The sequence below is a fragment of the Lysinibacillus sp. FW301-JW8 genome (assembly GCF_058788755.1).
The window spans coordinates 66,427-84,468 of record NZ_JBYTBB010000015.1; the positions used below are offsets into that span (position 1 = coordinate 66,427).

General features: G+C 35.7%; 18 protein-coding genes. 8 read left to right on the plus strand and 10 right to left on the minus strand.

What is annotated here, in order from left to right:
• Positions 1 to 12 precede the first annotated feature (12 nt).
• Together AC3WOM_RS08640 and AC3WOM_RS08645 are read right to left on the minus strand one after the other, a co-directional pair.
• The gene (locus AC3WOM_RS08640) at positions 13 to 1,683 is read right to left on the minus strand and encodes a GspE/PulE family protein (protein ID WP_492446208.1); all 1,671 of its coding nucleotides are present in this window, start codon (positions 1,681 to 1,683) and stop codon (positions 13 to 15) included.
• Positions 1,684 to 1,701: 18 nt separating this feature from the next.
• Positions 1,702 to 3,030, minus strand: coding sequence for a VanW family protein (locus AC3WOM_RS08645; protein WP_492446209.1), 1,329 nt, complete (start codon positions 3,028 to 3,030; stop codon positions 1,702 to 1,704).
• A 409-nt stretch (positions 3,031 to 3,439) separates the two neighbouring features.
• On the opposite strand from AC3WOM_RS08645, the gene AC3WOM_RS08650 reads away from it, so the two are divergent.
• The 3 genes from AC3WOM_RS08650 to AC3WOM_RS08660 are packed head-to-tail and all read left to right on the plus strand — an operon-like array spanning position 3,440 to position 6,015.
• A complete protein-coding gene (locus AC3WOM_RS08650; protein ID WP_492446211.1) occupies positions 3,440 to 3,901 on the plus strand; it encodes a type IV pilus modification PilV family protein in 462 nt (153 codons plus the stop codon).
• A gap of 7 nt (positions 3,902 to 3,908) precedes the next feature.
• On the plus strand, positions 3,909 to 4,340 hold the full coding sequence (locus AC3WOM_RS08655; protein WP_492446213.1) for a PulJ/GspJ family protein: 432 nt from the start codon (positions 3,909 to 3,911) through the stop codon (positions 4,338 to 4,340).
• 31 nt (positions 4,341 to 4,371) lie between these two features.
• Entirely contained in the window at positions 4,372 to 6,015 is a 1,644-nt protein-coding gene (locus AC3WOM_RS08660) for a bactofilin family protein (RefSeq protein WP_492446215.1), read from the plus strand.
• A gap of 69 nt (positions 6,016 to 6,084) precedes the next feature.
• Here the strand turns inward: AC3WOM_RS08660 and AC3WOM_RS08665 are convergent, their stop codons facing one another.
• Together AC3WOM_RS08665 and AC3WOM_RS08670 are read right to left on the minus strand one after the other, a co-directional pair.
• Complete coding sequence (locus tag AC3WOM_RS08665) at positions 6,085 to 8,184, minus strand: DUF2339 domain-containing protein (protein ID WP_492446217.1); 2,100 nt, start codon at positions 8,182 to 8,184, stop codon at positions 6,085 to 6,087.
• Positions 8,185 to 8,276: 92 nt separating this feature from the next.
• Entirely contained in the window at positions 8,277 to 8,528 is a 252-nt protein-coding gene (locus AC3WOM_RS08670) for a phage holin (protein WP_492446219.1), read from the minus strand.
• Between the two features lie 410 nt (positions 8,529 to 8,938).
• Between AC3WOM_RS08670 and AC3WOM_RS08675 the strand changes: the two genes are divergently transcribed.
• From AC3WOM_RS08675 to AC3WOM_RS08690, 4 genes are read left to right on the plus strand one after another with little or no spacing between them, the layout of a single operon-like run.
• Entirely contained in the window at positions 8,939 to 9,298 is a 360-nt protein-coding gene (locus AC3WOM_RS08675; RefSeq protein ID WP_427547830.1) for a GntR family transcriptional regulator, read from the plus strand.
• A 3-nt stretch (positions 9,299 to 9,301) separates the two neighbouring features.
• Positions 9,302 to 10,168, plus strand: a complete 867-nt coding sequence (locus AC3WOM_RS08680; RefSeq protein ID WP_492446221.1) for an ABC transporter ATP-binding protein — start codon at positions 9,302 to 9,304, stop codon at positions 10,166 to 10,168.
• Positions 10,165 to 10,863, plus strand: coding sequence for a hypothetical protein (locus AC3WOM_RS08685; RefSeq protein ID WP_492446223.1), 699 nt, complete (start codon positions 10,165 to 10,167; stop codon positions 10,861 to 10,863). Before AC3WOM_RS08680 ends, AC3WOM_RS08685 begins: the two co-directional genes overlap by 4 nt.
• 23 nt (positions 10,864 to 10,886) lie before the next feature.
• Positions 10,887 to 11,588: a CPBP family intramembrane glutamic endopeptidase gene (locus tag AC3WOM_RS08690; protein ID WP_492446224.1), complete on the plus strand. Its 702-nt coding sequence runs from the start codon at positions 10,887 to 10,889 to the stop codon at positions 11,586 to 11,588.
• A 62-nt stretch (positions 11,589 to 11,650) separates the two neighbouring features.
• Here AC3WOM_RS08690 and AC3WOM_RS08695 read toward each other — a convergent pair whose 3' ends face one another.
• The 6 genes from AC3WOM_RS08695 to AC3WOM_RS08720 form a co-directional block, all read right to left on the minus strand.
• Complete coding sequence (locus AC3WOM_RS08695) at positions 11,651 to 12,094, minus strand: DUF4362 domain-containing protein (RefSeq protein WP_492446226.1); 444 nt, start codon at positions 12,092 to 12,094, stop codon at positions 11,651 to 11,653.
• A 190-nt stretch (positions 12,095 to 12,284) separates the two neighbouring features.
• Positions 12,285 to 13,052 (minus strand): IucA/IucC family C-terminal-domain containing protein, encoded by a 768-nt coding sequence (locus tag AC3WOM_RS08700; RefSeq protein WP_492446228.1) that lies wholly within the window; start codon positions 13,050 to 13,052, stop codon positions 12,285 to 12,287.
• Complete coding sequence (locus AC3WOM_RS08705; protein ID WP_492446229.1) at positions 13,030 to 13,875, minus strand: ABC transporter ATP-binding protein; 846 nt, start codon at positions 13,873 to 13,875, stop codon at positions 13,030 to 13,032. Before AC3WOM_RS08705 ends, AC3WOM_RS08700 begins: the two co-directional genes overlap by 23 nt.
• Before the next feature lie 56 nt (positions 13,876 to 13,931).
• Complete coding sequence (locus AC3WOM_RS08710) at positions 13,932 to 14,972, minus strand: FecCD family ABC transporter permease (RefSeq protein WP_492446231.1); 1,041 nt, start codon at positions 14,970 to 14,972, stop codon at positions 13,932 to 13,934.
• Positions 14,965 to 15,981 (minus strand): FecCD family ABC transporter permease, encoded by a 1,017-nt coding sequence (locus tag AC3WOM_RS08715; protein ID WP_492446233.1) that lies wholly within the window; start codon positions 15,979 to 15,981, stop codon positions 14,965 to 14,967. Before AC3WOM_RS08715 ends, AC3WOM_RS08710 begins: the two co-directional genes overlap by 8 nt.
• A gap of 116 nt (positions 15,982 to 16,097) precedes the next feature.
• Positions 16,098 to 17,099 carry an ABC transporter substrate-binding protein gene (locus AC3WOM_RS08720; RefSeq protein WP_492446235.1) on the minus strand — a complete coding sequence of 334 codons (1,002 nt, stop codon included), beginning with the start codon at positions 17,097 to 17,099 and terminating at the stop codon, positions 16,098 to 16,100.
• A 382-nt stretch (positions 17,100 to 17,481) separates the two neighbouring features.
• Here AC3WOM_RS08720 and AC3WOM_RS08725 point away from each other — a divergent pair, with 382 nt between their 5' ends.
• On the plus strand, positions 17,482 to 17,832 hold the full coding sequence (locus AC3WOM_RS08725) for a CotD family spore coat protein (protein ID WP_492446237.1): 351 nt from the start codon (positions 17,482 to 17,484) through the stop codon (positions 17,830 to 17,832).
• The last annotated feature ends 210 nt before the right edge of the window (positions 17,833 to 18,042 follow it).

The window sequence follows — 18,042 nt, forward strand, 5'->3', positions numbered from 1 at the left end:
TTCACTCACCTCCTACTCTTTACTTGCAACACGTAAGATTTCAGATATTGTTGTCTGTCCTACCGCAACCTTTTGTAAACCATCCATTAGCAATGTTTTAAAGTGTTGCTGCTTCATATATTCTCTGATTTTCTGATCGCCAACCTCATGGATAATTAATTCCTTCACATGACGATCAACTGGTAGGATTTCATGAATAGCCATCCTACCGCGATAACCAGTAAAATTACATGCCGCACAGCCACGTCCCTTACGTCCATGTGTTATATCTTGTATACCGTTATCTTTTAAAATAGCTAACTCATATTCAGTAAATGTATAGATTTCAGAGCAATCCCTACAATTTCGTCTAACAAGCCGCTGTGCCATAATTCCGACTAATGAAGACGATAATAAAAATGATTCAATACCCATATCCTGCAATCGTGATATAGAATCGATGGCACTATTTGTATGTAGGGTACTTAACACTAAATGCCCTGTTAACGATGCACGTGTAGCAATTTGCGCTGTTTCTAAATCTCTAATTTCCCCAATCATTACAATATCTGGGTCTTGACGCAGGATAGAACGTAGTCCTGTTGCGAATGTGAGCCCAACCTCTTCCTTTACCTGAATCTGATTCACACCAGATAATTGATACTCAACAGGATCTTCGACGGTAATAATATTGACACCATCGTCGTTTAATTCATTTAAAGCCGCATAAAGTGTGGAGGATTTCCCTGATCCAGTTGGACCTGTTATCAGGACAATACCATTGGGATGCTCAATCATGGAGCGAAATAATGCTTCATTTTGATCAGAAAAATCAAGCTGCTCAATACCATTTACAGCGTTTGCTAAATCTAAAATACGCATTACGACCTTTTCTCCATAAACGGTTGGTAGAGTGGAAAGTCGAATATCAATCGGTCGGAAATTAATGGTTGATTTAATACGCCCATCCTGTGGAATTCGATTTTCTGTAATATTGAGATTCCCCATAATTTTTATTCGGGCTAATACAACACTTTGCATATTTCTTGGTAAGGAACGCTCTGTTCTGAGAACACCATCAACTCGATAACGTACACGTAGCTCAGTTTCTTGAGGGTCAAAGTGAATATCACTAGCTCGTTGTGCCACACCATTTGCAATAATTTGATTAACAAGGCGAACAATTGGTGAATCCTCACGTTCGATATCCGTTTGCATATCAATGCTGGATGTTGCCATATCGGACAGAGCTGCATCCATTGATTCCTGTAGGTCATAGTATTTGGTAATTGTTCGATACAAATCGTCCTTCGCCGCAATACTTGTTTCAATTTGACAGCCTGTAGCCATACGCACTTCCTCGATAGCAAAGTAATCCATCGGGTCTGCCATGGCAATAAAGAGCTTATTTCTTTCCTTGCGCACTGGCATAATGTTCGCGCGTTTTGCTAACTCAGCAGGTATCAACTGCAGTAAATCAGGGCTAATCGTATATTGATTTAAATTAATATGAGGTATCCCAAGCTGAAACTCAAGTACTTCAATAAGCTGCTGCTCTGTTAAGTAATTCTTTTTAATTAAAAAGTCACCAAGCTTTTCTTCTTTTGACTTTTCAGTTAGCGCGTACTCTAATTGCTGTGGTGTAATTACACCTGATTCTACGAGTAAATCACCTAGTCGTTTCCTTCCAGCTTTTGCTGACATGAAAAGTACTCCTCTCTTTTAAGGGCTTGTTTGTACAAAATTTCCGCCCTTATCATAGTAGCCATAGACAATTTCTGGTCCATCTTGCTTCTGTTCTGTTGTAGATGTATTTGCATCAGGTAAGCCATTACCATCTAAATCCATCTGTAAATCAGAATCTGTTGCTGTCTTTTGCTGATCTGTCACGACACTTTCAGAGGCTTCAAGCTTACGAGATGATCGTACAACAATACGGTTGACAGGAGAATAATAGTCTCGACTAACAAGCTGTTCCTCCGAAGAGCCGCCATTGACACGGATAGAGCGATAAATCTCAATACGAACGCCCTCCTGCCCCTCCTGCTCAATCTTTTCCTGACCAGCAGCTAGCTCATCTGAATAGCGAGCTATAATTCTCGGTCTGACGATCTTATCCTTGGTCACACGAACGGTCACTTCCTTGTCTTTTTCCGCAGACCATATTTCAATTTTCAGCTGATTTCCTTCCATCGTAGCTTTTAATTTACTAAGCTGAGCTGAGGTATTTAAAAATTGCAAATCCTTGGCAAGTACAACATTCAGCTCTGCCTCCAACCCTTGCTGTAGGTAAGAGGGTGGAACGGCTTGAGCATGACGTTCTACAATCGCATAATCTGTTTGTAGGATCGTGCTATAGACCATTGAAGCAATAAAATTAAGGGTTTCTATATGAACCGAATTCGCCTGCTCTCCAAGCAACTGAAGCAGAGACATTTTTTGATTCGGAGCAATTAACTGATTATTAAGCGTATCAAGCAATCCCTCTAAATTGTCAACATTCTTCGGAATATCACTTATTTGAAACGCAATTCGTTCATTCTCTAATGAACTTATATCTACTAATTCCGTATTAATCTGATGGCTGCCTAAATTTCCAGCCTGATTAAGAACCATCGCAATTGTTTCCTCTGTTTTCCATTGCGATTTACTTTTCACAGCTTTCTTTGTATTGACACCAGCTATTACTGGGATTGGAAGCTGAACGGTTCTTTTACTTTCCCAAAAGGCAAACCATGGCTTTTTTGACAGCTCCTCATATTGAGTAACCACCTGCTCTATATCAAACTGTAAATCATGTGCATCCAGTTCCTGCTCAGTACCACCACCACTAATAATAAGGGGCGTTTCCTGCCATTTCTCCACAGCATCACGAATAGTCTGGAGGATCTCTTCTTTATTTAGCCCTTCAACCGAAATACCACCAATTGTTGAATCTTCAGGACTTTCTTTCGCAAAGACTGTGCCATTTAGCACAAGTGATGGAACAAAAATTCCTACAATTAGAACCATTGCCAATATGATACTAATTATTTTTATGTATGTTTTCATCCATCTCACCCTTCCATTCACTAATGGAATTTCTATTTATATACAAAATGATACTACATCTATAGTATTTTGACACTAATAAAAATACAACTTTTTTCCGATTTTTTTTTAAAACTTCTGTAATCATTCAAAAAATATTCAAAAAGTAGTTCTATTGAATTATAAATTAAGATAAATTCCATTAGATATAGTTCTAGAATTTCGTTATAATATCCTTAATAGTCATTTTTATCTAGTTTCAATCAAAGGAGCTTTAATGGTTCCAAATGAAGTAGGAAGAAGTAATTAAAAATATATGAATAGAATTATTAAATTAAATCACTTTTTAGATTTAACATTTAATGTAATTTGATATTTCAATTGAAAAGAATCATCTATAGAAAAAATTATTTATTTTGGGAGGAGAAAAATGAGAAAGACTAGTTATGTTAATCAAGAACAAGGTCTTACTTTAGTAGAAGTTATCGCTTCAATTGTTTTAATCTCTATCATACTTTTGAGTTTCATGGGGTTATTTATGCAATCTAATAAAACAACAGCAACCTCTGGAGATATTGTAAATGCTACCTATATTGCGCAAAAGGAAATGGAAAACATCTATAAACATAGAATTTATAACACACCTGAAGAAATTGTAAGTAAGTTAAATGAGCAAAGTCGATCCTCTACCCCATCAGAACCTGAATATGTGGGAAATCTAAACTCTTGGGAAAAGCAAAAAGATAATATAAGAATAAAATTAAAAATGGAGAAGGACAATGTTCATCCAGAATTACAGTTAACAACGATTGTTGTAGAAGTCTATGAGGAAGTTAATGGGACTGAAACGTTAAAAAGCAAGATAGAAAACAGATACAAGTTAGGAGGCTGATAAACATATGCGAATTAAACAGCAACAGGGTTTAACCCTAGTTGAAGTGCTAGCAGTATTAGTCATATTTAGTATCATTTCCGTTCTTTTAATGAATATATTAGGATTTAGCACATCTACTTATCAAAAACAACTAACTAAAAATAAAGAGTTACAGAATACATCTATTGTTCTTAAGTTGATTACGAAGGATTTTCGGAAATCAGTAAAATTTGACGAAGCTACCTACACTTTTACAACTATAGTCGATGGGGTAAAGATTGAGCAAACATACGTACTTTCTGACAATGAAATTACACGTAATGGTGAAACTATCGCCACTGATATAGAAGTATTCGAACTTAGTAACCAAGAGAGTAGCTCTACCCTTACTATACGTTTAAAAAGCAAACACGATCAAGAAATACGAACAGAATTAACATCAAGAAAAAAACCATAATCGCAAAAAATTAGAAAATAGGGGGAGTTTTATGAAAAGACATACATCTTTATTGAGAAACGAGAAAGGCTATGCTTTTCTACTCGTCTTTTTAACTATTATTTTAGTAACTGTGCTCGGATTAAGTATTTTAAGATTCTCTAACAATACATTAACTACTTCTGCTCATGAAAGAGATGACCAATCTATCTACTATATTGCGGAAGCTGGATTGAATTATGGACGTGAAAATTTTAATCAAAATATAGAAACTGCCTATAATGCGGCAGTTGAAAAATACGATGAGGCAAAACTCGCTTTTGAAAAAGACCCAAATAAACCTAAACCAGAATTCAGTAACTTTTTAATCGTTGAATTAAATTCACTGGGCTATCCTACAACCGAGAACGATAAAAAAGATATAATTAATAATCTTGATTTCGAAAATCAATTTGGAAAAACACCTAAAGCAATAGTTAATCTTACATTAGAGAAAATAAACCAAAATGAACTTCAATATGTGATTGAATCAACAGGGCAATTTGAAGGAACATCCATAGAAAGAACCTTGCAACAAAGCATAAAAATCGCATTAGAATATACAAATTCAAATGATAACGAAGAAACTAACAACGGGGGTTCTAATAATGGGGGCTCAAATGGTAATTCAAATGAAAATCATTATGTTCCAAGTGATTTTACTGTGCAAACAAAAGGCAATATAATTGTAAATGCTGGAGGAAAAATTGATGGGAATGTGGCAAGTGCTGGAGGTAACATTTCATTAACCGGTGGATCATCTATCACCGGGAGTATAGGCACTTCTTCTGAAAATTTTAATGTTGATAATCCAGGCTTAGAATACTTAAAAAATCAAGTAACCGCAGCAAAGGATTTTCCTGCGGGCAATGTACTTGCACCATTTCCTAGCGATAAAATGAATGATCTATCTCAGTTAAATTATCCACCAAATGAAGAAGTCGCAGCTAGTCAGTGGAATAAAACTAATATTATTAATAATGGCAATTTCCAAGCAGATAACTGGATGACAAATAATTACACACTTAATTTAACAGGGGATACACATTTTAAACAATTTAAAGTCGATCAAAACAATAAAATAATTATTAATGTTGGAGATACAGATAAGGACCTGTATATTGAAAACCTTGATATTTTAAGAGGACATATTGAAATAGTAGGAACAGGGAAATTAAATATTTATGTTCAAAATTCTGTAAATATTACTGGTTCATTTAACCAAAATGGCGATGTAAATCAGGTGAATTTTTCGTATAGTGGCACAGCTCCAGTTAATTTTTCTGCTGATACTAAAATTTCAGGCTCCTTTTATGCTCAAGAGGCTGATTTAACATTCGCTGCTGGGGCTAGCGTAAAAGGAAATATTTATACAGGCGGGGATAATGTCACATTTAATGGAGGATTTACTTCAACGGGTCAACATATAATAGCTCCTAATGCTAACGTTAAAGTGGAGGCTGGAGCTCATATTAAAGGTGCCATTGTAGCCGATACTATTATTGTTGATGGAGGTGCCTCAGTAACTTTTGGTGAAAGCATTGTTTCACCAGGAAATAACGGCGGTTCAAATAATCCAGGAGGCAGTAATAATCCAAACGTACCTCCTTCTCCACCTAAAAAAAATATTATCGAAGAAATCATACTAGAAAAGTAAAAAATTAACACATGGACAATAAATTATATTTTAATTGTCCATGTGTTTTTCTAAACCTATCAAATTCCCCTAATTATCATTCCTCAACAACCTACCCGACAACAACAATCCTACCCCTCCAATCACAATAAACAAAACAGCTCGTATTAATAAATCTAGTGCAGATAAATCGAAGAAGATAAGCTTAATAAACGCAATAACTAAGATTGTAAAGCCCGTTAAGCGTAATGTACGGAAGTTGCGCACCGTGCTAAGCCATAGGGCGATACTGGCTGTCACAAAAAGTGTAATGGTAGAAAGTGCGATGCTGAGCTTCCAGTCCAGTAGATAGTTGTAGGCTAGCTGATGCACGAATCCCCAAATGGATAGCATTATCAACACAATGCCGGCACTCACTGTTGGATCTACGTATTTCTCCATCTGTTGTTGATAAATTTGATAAATACGACCTTTCATCAGCACATCTAGTAAAATTGCCACAAGCACAACAATATAAATGATTCTTGTTAGTATATGAAGCCATACAATTCCCTGCATTTCGACTGGAAGTATACCAATTGACAGCGTGAAAAACAGGAAAAATGTTCCGATTACTGGTGTTAATGCGCGTCCTTTATATTTTGCTGGCACTAGAAGGGATGCCGCAAATAAGACAGCCAGCATGATACTCATCATATGTGGGGCGTTGCTAACACCCACAAAATAAGTTGCATCAAGCTTACTAATATAGGCTAAGAAGTAACCTGTCGTTATGACCGCTAAAAAGTCTACTATATATAAATCCTTCATCAGTTTTTCAAATACAGTAAGTGACTCCTTTGGTCGCATTGCATATAGATAAATAAGCAACAAATAGATGACTGGCATTAGTAAGCTAGCATGGGAAATGCTGAAAAATGGTGTCGGCTCATGAATGATAAAGCTTATGATAATGGTAATCGCAAATATCATGGAGCTGACGACCTTCATCAGGCTCGCTCGTAAACGTAAGCTCATCATAACACCTGTAAATGCGATAAACGGTAATAGCAAATTTTCTACTTTCTCTGGAACATTCATAATAAGTAGCATATTACATAGGGCGATAAATGCGAGTGTGATGGCACTATCAAATGCCTCCTGCCATTTTTGCCTATAGCCATAACCCGCTAAAGTCGCAAACAAGATGACCAATACGAGTAAAAGCGCTTCGCTATATTCGATTGGTCTAATCATCAGGTTCATAAGCAATAAGCCAAAAACACCTAGACTAAATTGAAGACCAACATGAATATGCTTCCATTTAGATTCAATATTAAATAAACGGCACCAACTCGTATAGTAAATAACTAATATAGCAACCAAGCCAAATGCCATTATAGCTCGATTATCGATGTTCATAAACGCGATAATGCTAACAGCTAGCATAGAAAAAAAGGTTGCTATATAGAGAGCTAGTTTTTGCTTATGCTGATAAATGACAAATTGTAGCATTGCAAATAACGCAATAACATAAATTAAGATAATAACAGCATTAAAGTCCATATATTCAAGTAAATATGGTAATAAGAGTGAAGTGAAGGCTACAAACACTGTTAATATCTCATTTTTCTTCAAGTAACTAATGGCAATCCCATAGCCGATATAGATGATGGCAATGACGAGTGCCAGCGATAAGCCAATGATTTCATACAATATTGCGCTGGCCGCTGTTGTTAGAATTCCTACGATAAATGCCCCACCATATAAGGAAATGGTGATAGCTGGAGATCCCTTTTTTCTATGCTCCAGCACATATGCTAGTACTGCTAAGAAAATCGATAATGCATAGGCGAGGATGATTTTAACCTCATTCGATAAATAACCATAATCACTGACGAGCTTAAGACCCCAAAGCACCCCCATCACTAAAATTACCATAAATATTTTTGGTAAAGCCCACATGATACGTTCCTCCAGCGATTGCTGTGGTTGCTTCTTTTTATCAGGTAATGGCTTTGCTTTTGGCTTGGAAGTAATAGTTGGTTTTTGTTGTGTCAATGGTGAAGATTGTTCAATCATTGTTTTTCTAGCATTTATTGTCGTTGATTGACCAACAGAATGTTGCTGTTTTAAGATATCCAGCTCCTGCCTCAAATCCATCATTTCCTTCTCAAGCTTGGCAATCCTTTGCTCCATTTCAAGTGACATCCCATCATCCTCCCTACTTTATCATTTTTTTACATTATAACACTTTTCTCAAAAGTGTAAAATTATACTTTTAGATCGTATTTATACTATCACTATCTAGGCCTACGATACATTAAAGCACGCTCACTATCCTTCGTACCCCTTGTAGTTGGATCTACAACAACCCCCATTAATACGAGAATTGATAAGACAATATTTAAGATGGATGTTAGTTGCTCACTCATTGCACCCGTTAAATCATAGCCAAAAATAGCTGCAACTTGCTGTGCGAGTAATAAAATCAATGAAAATAGTGCCAATAAAAATGGCTTATGCTGAAGACGAATCCTCCAATTAATTTTCATAGAAGCTCACCTCCCCCCTTCTCTCTACAATATATGCACAGTGAAAACTTGACACATATGCAAAAATGGAACTCGAGCTATAGAAATAAGGGATTTAAAAAAATAATTTACTTTAACGAAAAAACAATTCTACTCTATAAATACTATTTTATAGGGCAATAATCACCATAAAAAACAATGTGGATAAAAAATCATGTCTATTACAATGAGCTCTGGTTTTACTTAGTAGAAAATCCTCTTAGCTTTTCAAATAGTCTGCAATTACTTAAATCTCCTAAATAATGCTTAGTAAACTTTCATCTGAACTTCTGTAACATTAAAATTTTTCCATCAAAAGCATTGACAAAAAAAACCTCACGTTATATGGTTAGTTACAAGAGTAATCAACCGATTAACAAAGGAGGTGGATTGTGATTCATTCTTTAAACAATGAAAAGCCTATCTTCCAGCAAATTCGTGAACGAATAGAGGATGCCATTCTAGATGGACAGCTACAGCCCGAAGATCGCATTCCCTCCACCAATGAATTTGCGAAGGAATATCAAATTAATCCTGCAACAGCTGGGAAAGGCGTGAACGAATTAGTGGATAAAGGTGTTATTTATAAAAAACGAGGTGTTGGTATGTTTGTTAGTACAGATGCGCGTGAAATTTTACTGGTGGAGCGTAAGGAAAGCTTCTTTCAGCAGCATATAGAGCCATTAAAGAAGGAAGCAACAAGACTCGGTATTTCCAATGAAGAATTACAAAATATGTTACAAAGGAGTTAGTGTATGAAAATCGAAATAAAAAATGTTGTCAAAACATTTAAACATAAAAAGGCTTTAAAAAATGTCACATTTACGATAGAGGGACCTAAAATTATTGGTTTTTTAGGTCATAACGGTGCTGGTAAAACGACTTTTTTAAATTTATTAGCTGGACTTATTGCCCCAACTAGTGGAAGCATCTCTGTTAACGGAGAAAATGTTTTTAATTCCCCCGCAACTTTACGCGATATTTGCTTTATCGCAGAAAGTGGTAATTTTCAGGAGGAAATGACCATTGCGCAAACATTAAAAGCCAATAGTTTCTTTTATCCGCAATGGGATGAAACGCTTGCGCAGGAGCTACTAGAGGTATTTGCGTTAAACCCCAAGGATAAGGTTCGTAGCTTATCAAAAGGAATGGTTTCGGCTTTAGGCATTATTACAGGATTTGCAAGCAATGCGGGAATAACAATCTTTGATGAGCCTTATATAGGACTTGATGTGGCTGCTCGAAATACGTTCTATGATTTATTGATTGAGCAACAAACCGATAACCCAAGACTTTTTATCTTATCCACGCATTTAATTGATGAGGCAAGTGAGCTGTTCGAGGAGATTCTAATTTTAAATGAAGGGCAGTTGTTACTTCAAAAAGCAGCAGAGGAATGGCATCAGCATATTGTTGCAGTAAAAGGGAATACTCCTGATGTTGAGCAGGCAATACATGGGCTAGAGGTTATCTATCAGCATATGTTTATGCGGGAATTAACAGCTGTAATCTATAGCAATGGCCGCCATATCGAAGGACAGAATATTAAACTTGAGCGTGTTTCATTACAGGATATGTTGGTGTATTTAAGTAAGCAGCAGAAAGCGAGGGCTAGTAAATGAATACAGTGAAGGGTAGTTTTTATATTCTATTTCAAAGCTATAAAAAGCAAAACATTATTTTTTGGTGCATTTTATTTTCTATCGTTCTATTAACCTTTTTCATAGATACTTTTTTTGGGCAATACTTGTTTTCTTTCGCCATTACGATTTCTATTCCAGTCTATATCTTTTACAGTACAACGGCATCAAAGATGTTAAATAAAACCTTGCCTTATTTTTTAAAGCTCGGAATAAGTCGTACGCAGTATATGGTCAATGTTGGTCTCTTTTTTATCTGCTGGAGCCTAGCTGGCGCTGTAATTATTACTTGTGCTCATAAAGTCATTACCTATTTTTCAGCATTACTAAAAATCAAAGAAATACTTATTATACATCCAATATACTTTTTCGGAAACTCCACTGCATTTATAGATACAGTTGCACTGGACACGGTATTGCTACTATTCTCTTTAACTTCCGGCCTATTGTTAAACATTGTCTTTTATCGTTTAGGAACGATTGGTGGTTATAGCTTTATCGGGCTACTTTGTTTAATTCCGATTACTATGATCATTTTCGAGTGGTACACTACATTGTTTGAGCTATTTTCAAAACTATCAGCTATTACAATAGTAAGTAGTCTATTAGTATTTAGTGTTCTCCTGTACTTTATCATCACACTGGCTTTACGGAGAGCTTCAGTGCATCCTGCTTAATTCAAAGAGAAGGGATCGGCTAGATGGCAAAAAAAATGTTAATTAAAATAATTGGTTTAGAACTTCTTCTTATATTTTTCTATGTTTTGAATGGTGCCTACGTTTCCATTCAACAACCTTCAAGCCCCTTTCTCCAATTTGCTTTGCTAGTACCTTTAGCATTTGGGCTCTTTGTGTACATTGCAGTGAAAAGGAAATGGGACCAGTACTTCTTTTTAACTAGTAATAAAAATAAATTCGTTAGCCCATTAATTTTCGTTTTATGTATCATTCTTATCGGTACAAAAGGCTTGAATACAGAATCCTTTAGTAATTTAATTGTGATGTTGATCATGCAATTGTTCGTCGTCGCTTTTATCGAAGAAACGGTTTTTAGAGGCATCATGCTCCGAATGCTATTAGCAAAAGGGCCCTTTACAGCAATTTGGGTATCTAGTTTCCTATTTAGTGTCACACATGCCCTACAGTTACTTGGTGATCAATCTCTTGAAGATACAGTTATCCAAATAATCTATGCACTACTTGTTGGCCTTGTACTTACTTTACTAATTTTAGATGGTCAATCCATCATTATAACCATATTATTCCACGGCTTGAATAATTCCTTTAACTTTATGGGCAACGAAGAAAGCTCTTTGTTGACTGCATACCTGATTATACTTGTACTTTTTGTCTATATGCTACTATTATGGAAGCGTGTAAAGAAAAAAATAGTCATCCATTAGCATATTCTTCTGATGCCAGGTCATTTGACGATAAGACTTGGCATCTTTTTTGAGATTTGATATTATTTTTTAGCCTCTTTTTCATTTACTTGAAAAAGAGAAATTTCCCCATTGTTTTCGCAGTCAACTAAAACATACTCCACTTCATTTTGATCATTAATGCCAGACATTATATTTTTACAAACATCTGTTTCTTGCCCTTTGTCCTGTCCTCCAAATGCATCATGTGAATTATCATGTGTATATTGAATGTTACTCCCATCAAAATGTAAATCTTCGAAGATGGGATCACCCTCTATTGTATATGAAGTCACTCGAACAGTATCCTCTTGATTATTTGCTAGATGCTCAAGAAATTGTTCAAATCGTTCAAAATTATGTACTCCGTTTAGTGATAATGTAATGTCCCCTCTTTTAATCGCTTTAGATGAGTCGTATCCACCTGTTAAGGAACATCCAGTTAAAATGATTAAAACCATTAACAAGAATAATATTTTTTTAAGCAAGGCTTAACCCCCTTTCTATGACCACTCATTTCAATACAATATTTACCATAACGAAAAATATATTAAGATGCAAGTTTAGTCCTTTTTCGTTCATAACATTTATACTTAATACAGTAAGTGGGATAAAAAAATAAGTGAATAAACACACAGTTAAAATTCAGGTGCTTATTCACTTTGAGTAAAGAGGCAATTATATTCGTTTTATTTTTGGGCAGGTTATACAGTAATCATTCGCTTCGTTGGAGCTTAAATAATAAAAGCAACAGGTTTTTCTTAATCGTATAGGCATATCAGTATCTTTAACAAATACCTTAGGATCACAATATTTTGTTAATGGATTTTTTCTCTCACCAAATAGATCGCCTGATGCCTGAAACGCTATATAATAATAATCATCCTCTAAACGAGCTATTTCTAGTGGATTGGCTTCTTCTCTTATTTTTGTTTCATAGAGCCAATTCACATAGATGGCTGTGTTTTCCCATAGAGTCGCTTTAGGAATTTTAGCGGTTGTCGCTAATATCCGCCAAACTCTCTCAAGATTATTGGCAAATATATGTTGCATAATTTGATCACGCCAGGCTAGCCGATTTTGTTCGGGGAGTGAAATTGACCAATCTATTAATCTTATGCTGGGAAGCCACGGCTTGTCTTTATAATTCGATTCGATCCAAGCATTTTCAATGTCAACATTCAGCCCCTTTTCAAACCTTGACATTGCATAAAGTGCAGAGGCCATTGTCAATACACTATAGCGCTTAGCAAATAACGATGCCGTAACAAGTATAGAAGAAGAATTAAAAAAGGAAGCAATTTTTTGTAAATAAGATAGGCAAAAATCTGTGTCTAGTAAATTCTTGGCAGGAATTGAATAAATCAAATCTGAATTTTGTTCGGTTGTAAGTCTATACCCTTGAGTTAATACTGCTATTTCATCAGCTGTAAGATCTAAACTCACCCGATGCTTCCTCCCCACTTTCCTCTTCTACTACTGTGCGTCCCTTACCATGAGGAACACATAATGGCGTCCCGAAAATTGGATCTTTAATGATCGTACAGTTCATTCGAAATACATTTTGCACCATCTCCATTGTCACAACTTCCTCAGGTTTACCTTGAGCGTATATTTGCTTATCTCGTACTGCAACAATATGATGGGCATAACGACATGCTAAATTTAAATCATGTAGTACCATAACAACTGTACGATTTTCTTCGACATTCAAATCAAATAGTAAGTCTAATATTTCTATTTGGTGAGCCATATCTAAATAGGTAGTTGGTTCATCTAATAAAATTAAATCAGTTTTTTGTGCTAAGGTCATCGCAATCCAAGCACGCTGTCTCTGACCACCAGACAAAGCGTCTACTGATCGATCTACAAAATCAGTCATCTGTGTTACTTCTAACGCTTTATTTACAATTTTTTCATCCTCATTAGACCACTGTTTTAACCAGCTTTGATGAGGATAGCGCCCCTGTTTAATTAATTGTAAGACTGTTAATCCTTCAGGTGCAACAGGTCCCTGTGGTAGAATCGCTAAACGCTTTGCAACAACCTTTGTGGGGATTTTTTGGATTTCGTCATCCTCTAAGAATATTTGACCAGCTTTCGGTTTTATTAAGCGTGCAAAGGTTCGTAAAAGTGTGGATTTTCCACAACCATTGGCACCTACCAATACGGTAATTTTTCCTTTAGGTATTTGCAAATTTAAATTCTCTAAAATTTTATTTTCCCCATAATATACGCTTAAATCATGAGCCTTTAAAACATTTTTCAAAATCCTGTCACCCTCTTTTATACTCTTTAGCTATTGTAGCCGTTGTTAAAAAGCATTTATTGATTGCGTGTTTTAAACAATAAATATATAAAAAATGGAGCACCAATAGCTGCCGTAAATACACCTGTTGGTAGATCTTTAGGTAAGAAGGCTGTTCGAGCCACAATATCGGCTGCTATAACAATAATGCCACCGATAATAGCCGTTACTGGAATTAAAGCAGCAAAGGAGCGTCCAACAAGCATTCTACTCATATGTGGTGCCACTAATCCGACAAAAGCAATTCCACCAGCAAAGGCTACAGCAGAACCTGCAAGCATGACACTGATTAGTAAAAAGAATAAACGATAGACTTGAACTTTTACGCCTAGTCCAATAGCAATATCATCTCCCAATTCCTTAACATTTACAATTCTAGCCATTATGAATGTCAATGGTAATAATACTAAAACCCATGGTAGCAATAGAAAAACATCTTGCATATTAGCCCCATATAAACTTCCTGTTAACCATAAATATGCTTTCGTGGTAGCTGCCACATTGCTAATAACGAGCAGCATGGTAACCATCGCTTTTGCTAGTGCCGAAATCCCAATACCAATCAACACCATACGTATAGGAGTTACACCCTTTTTCCAGGAAAGAAGATAGATGATAAACGACACGATCGAAGCACCTATTATTGCTGCTAAGGGTAAAAATTGAATACTGACTGTTCCCATAAAATACACGATAAAAACAATCGCCCCAACTGATGCTCCACTAGTTACTCCAATAATATCTGGAGCTGCAAGTGGATTACGAATAATTCCTTGTAAGATTAAGCCCGCAACACCCAGTGCTGCACCGACTAATAAAGCCATCAATACTCTAGGTAGTCTTAATGTATGTAAAACAAAATTATAGTCCCCACTTCCGTAGCCAAACAATTCCTGAATAACAATCCATGGATGAATAAAGTCACTGCCAGCTGATAAGCCAAGAATCGTTAATAGGACTAATAAAAGACTCAGAAATAGAGTGATCAAGCATGTTTTTATAGCAATTTGAAACGAAATACGATCAGATTTTGAGCGTATTGTCATGTACTTAGGCATTTTTCGCTAACCCCTTTCGTGCAATATAAATGAAGAAAGGAGCACCAATTAAAGCAGTCATAACACCAATTGGCATTTCCAATGGCATGATTATAAATCTAGCTGCTATGTCAGCCAACAACAGTAACGTAGCCCCAATCACTGCACTATAAGGAATAATCCAGCGAAAATCTGAACCTACAAGCCCTATTGCTATATGCGGTACAATCAGTCCAATAAAGCCGATTGAGCCCGCTACTGCTACAGAGCTACCTGCAAGCACAATAATAATTATACCTAGCATAATTTTAGTGATAATTGTTCGCTGCCCTAACCCTTTTGCAATATCATCACCAGATTGCAAGACATTAATGGATCTTCCCATAACTATTGAAACAATGGTTGCGACTAAAATAAATGGAAGAACAGGTAAGAGCATATCAATGCTACGTCCTGACACTGACCCTGCTAACCAAAAAAGAACGCTTTGTAGGCCCTGTTCATCAATCACAAGTAATCCCTGTGTAAACGATACGAATAAGGCTGTAATCGCTGCACCTGCTAATACTATTTTGATGGATGTTAAACCATCTCTTCCTAATGATCCTAAGAAAAAAACCATTGCTCCTGCAATACCTGCCCCTAAAAAGGCAATCCACATATAACTCATTAAGGAATCTATTGAAAACAAAGTAATCGCGCTGACAATAAAAAATATAGCTCCTGCATTAATACCTAAAATATCAGGTGCCGCTAATGGATTTCTTGTTAATGCACGCATTAAAGCCCCAGCAATGGCAAGGCTGGCACCAACTACCGAAGCGATAATAGCACGTGTCAAACGAGAAGTTCTTATAATGACATGCTCTGTATTTGCATCATTAAAATGAAAAAATGCCTGATAGATAGACTCTAATGATATTGAGGTTTGACCAAGTGCAATACTTAATATAAATGTGCAAAAAAGCAATACACAGCTTATTAGTAAGCAAATTTTTTTCATTGAGGTACTGGAAAGAATAATTCTCATTTTATGCCAACTTTCTTCATCCACAATTTATCTCGAAAACTAGCCTGCAGTTTAAATATAAAGCTTTCTATCTACAAAAAGAGGGCTGTCGCTAAAGATACAGCCCTTACTTGCCATTATTTTTCTAATTCAAATTTGTCATAAATATCATCAAGCATTAAATTAGCACTTAGAATACCACCAGCTAGATTCCAATTAATTTCATCAACCTGATATACTTGATTTGCTTTGACTGCATCAAGCTCTTTCCATAATGGATGATTTGTCCATTCTTCATAAACTTTTTTAACAGCCTCATCATTTTCCATAAACATATAAATTACATCTGCATTCATCTGTGTAATACTTTCTTTGTCAGTTAGTTTTACAATCTCTAATGAATCATCTGTTAGATTTTTAGGACCCTTGAAGCCAAGTTCTGATAAGATCGATCCTGCAAAGCCTGTAACATAAATTCGTGCATGATCTGCTCTAAAATTAACAACTGAAACATGTAGTGGCCATTGATTGCCAAGCTCTTCTTTAATTTTTGTTTGGAAATCTGCCACTCGGTTATCCCAATTTCCTAATAGCTCTTTGACCTTATCTTCTTGATTCATTGCTTGACCCATCATTTCTGCTGTTCCTTTGAAATCAAAAACAGTTTCATGGGCAACTGTTGGTGCAATTTGAGATAACTGATCATAAATTTCCTCATGACGCACTTTCGAAGCAATAATTAAATCAGGCTTAAGCTTCGCAATTTCTTCTAAATTTGGCTGTGTTTCCTGCCCAACGATTGTTACACCATCTAAATCATTTTTAAGATAGTTATAGATAGGCGCTTCTGCCCACGACTCTACTGCACCTACTGGCTTAATACCCATTGCAACTGCCACATCGGTAGCACCTTGATAAAGCGTTACTATTTTTGTAGGCGTCCCTTTTACTGTTGTTGTACCCATCGCATGTGTAATTTCACGACTTGCTTCCTCTGTTTTTCCTTCTTCTGATGCTTTATTTTCCTGTTCACTACTTTTTGATGTTTTATCCCCGCAAGCAGCTAGTAAAAATGCGAATGATAGTAATAGTGTGAAAAGCAAATAAAAGTTTCTTTTGTTAAATGTAAGTTTCGACATGTACGTCCTCCCAAATAATAATCAATAATGATAATCATTATCACTAAAAGAGTATACTGTACAAAAAATGTATTTACAATATCTTTTTTTATAAAAAACGTACCTTTTTAATAATTTTAATAATATTTTATTTTTAATTGGCAGCTTATTATACAAATATACAAATTAATCTTCTTTGATAAAGAAATTCACTTGAAACAAAGGTATATATACTCATCTAAATAAGCTATACGTATATATTAGGCATATGTTACATAAGTTTCGATTTTCAGTGATATGTGAGATTTATCTAATATTTAGTAGGCAAATAAATAGACCATATCGACATCTCCCTCATATCTTAATTATGAACCACAACTTATTAAAACAGGAGGTAATAAACATGTTTAATCGTATGCGTCACCATGGGAAAGGTCCACATTGCTGTCCACCACATGCAATGCCAACACAATTTGATCCACCACAATTTATGCCAGCAGAGCAATATGTTCGTACAAATTATATCCATACTGTCGTACCACATGTACAACCAACACATATTACAAATGTAAATAAACATATGATCGATCATCAATACTATTTCCCATGTACTGAATCTGTCGTGAATGAATGTTGCGAAAACCATACACTTTGCGGTATGCCACCTAATCCTTGTCACATGCCGCATCATCACTCCCATATGTCACATCACCACGGTCATATGCCGTATCATCATGGTCATATGGGCTATTAATGAAATAAGCGATGAGGTTATAATTTATTAGTCAATATTTTATTTATGATTATTAATGTAACAATACCTTTATAATAGGTTGCACATTTTAATTAAGAAAAATAAAGACTGAATCCAATATTGGATTCAGTCTTTGCATGTTGTTGAAATACTATTATGTCAATGACATCAAGGTGACAAATTAAAAAGTATAGCCCTTTTTCAAAACGA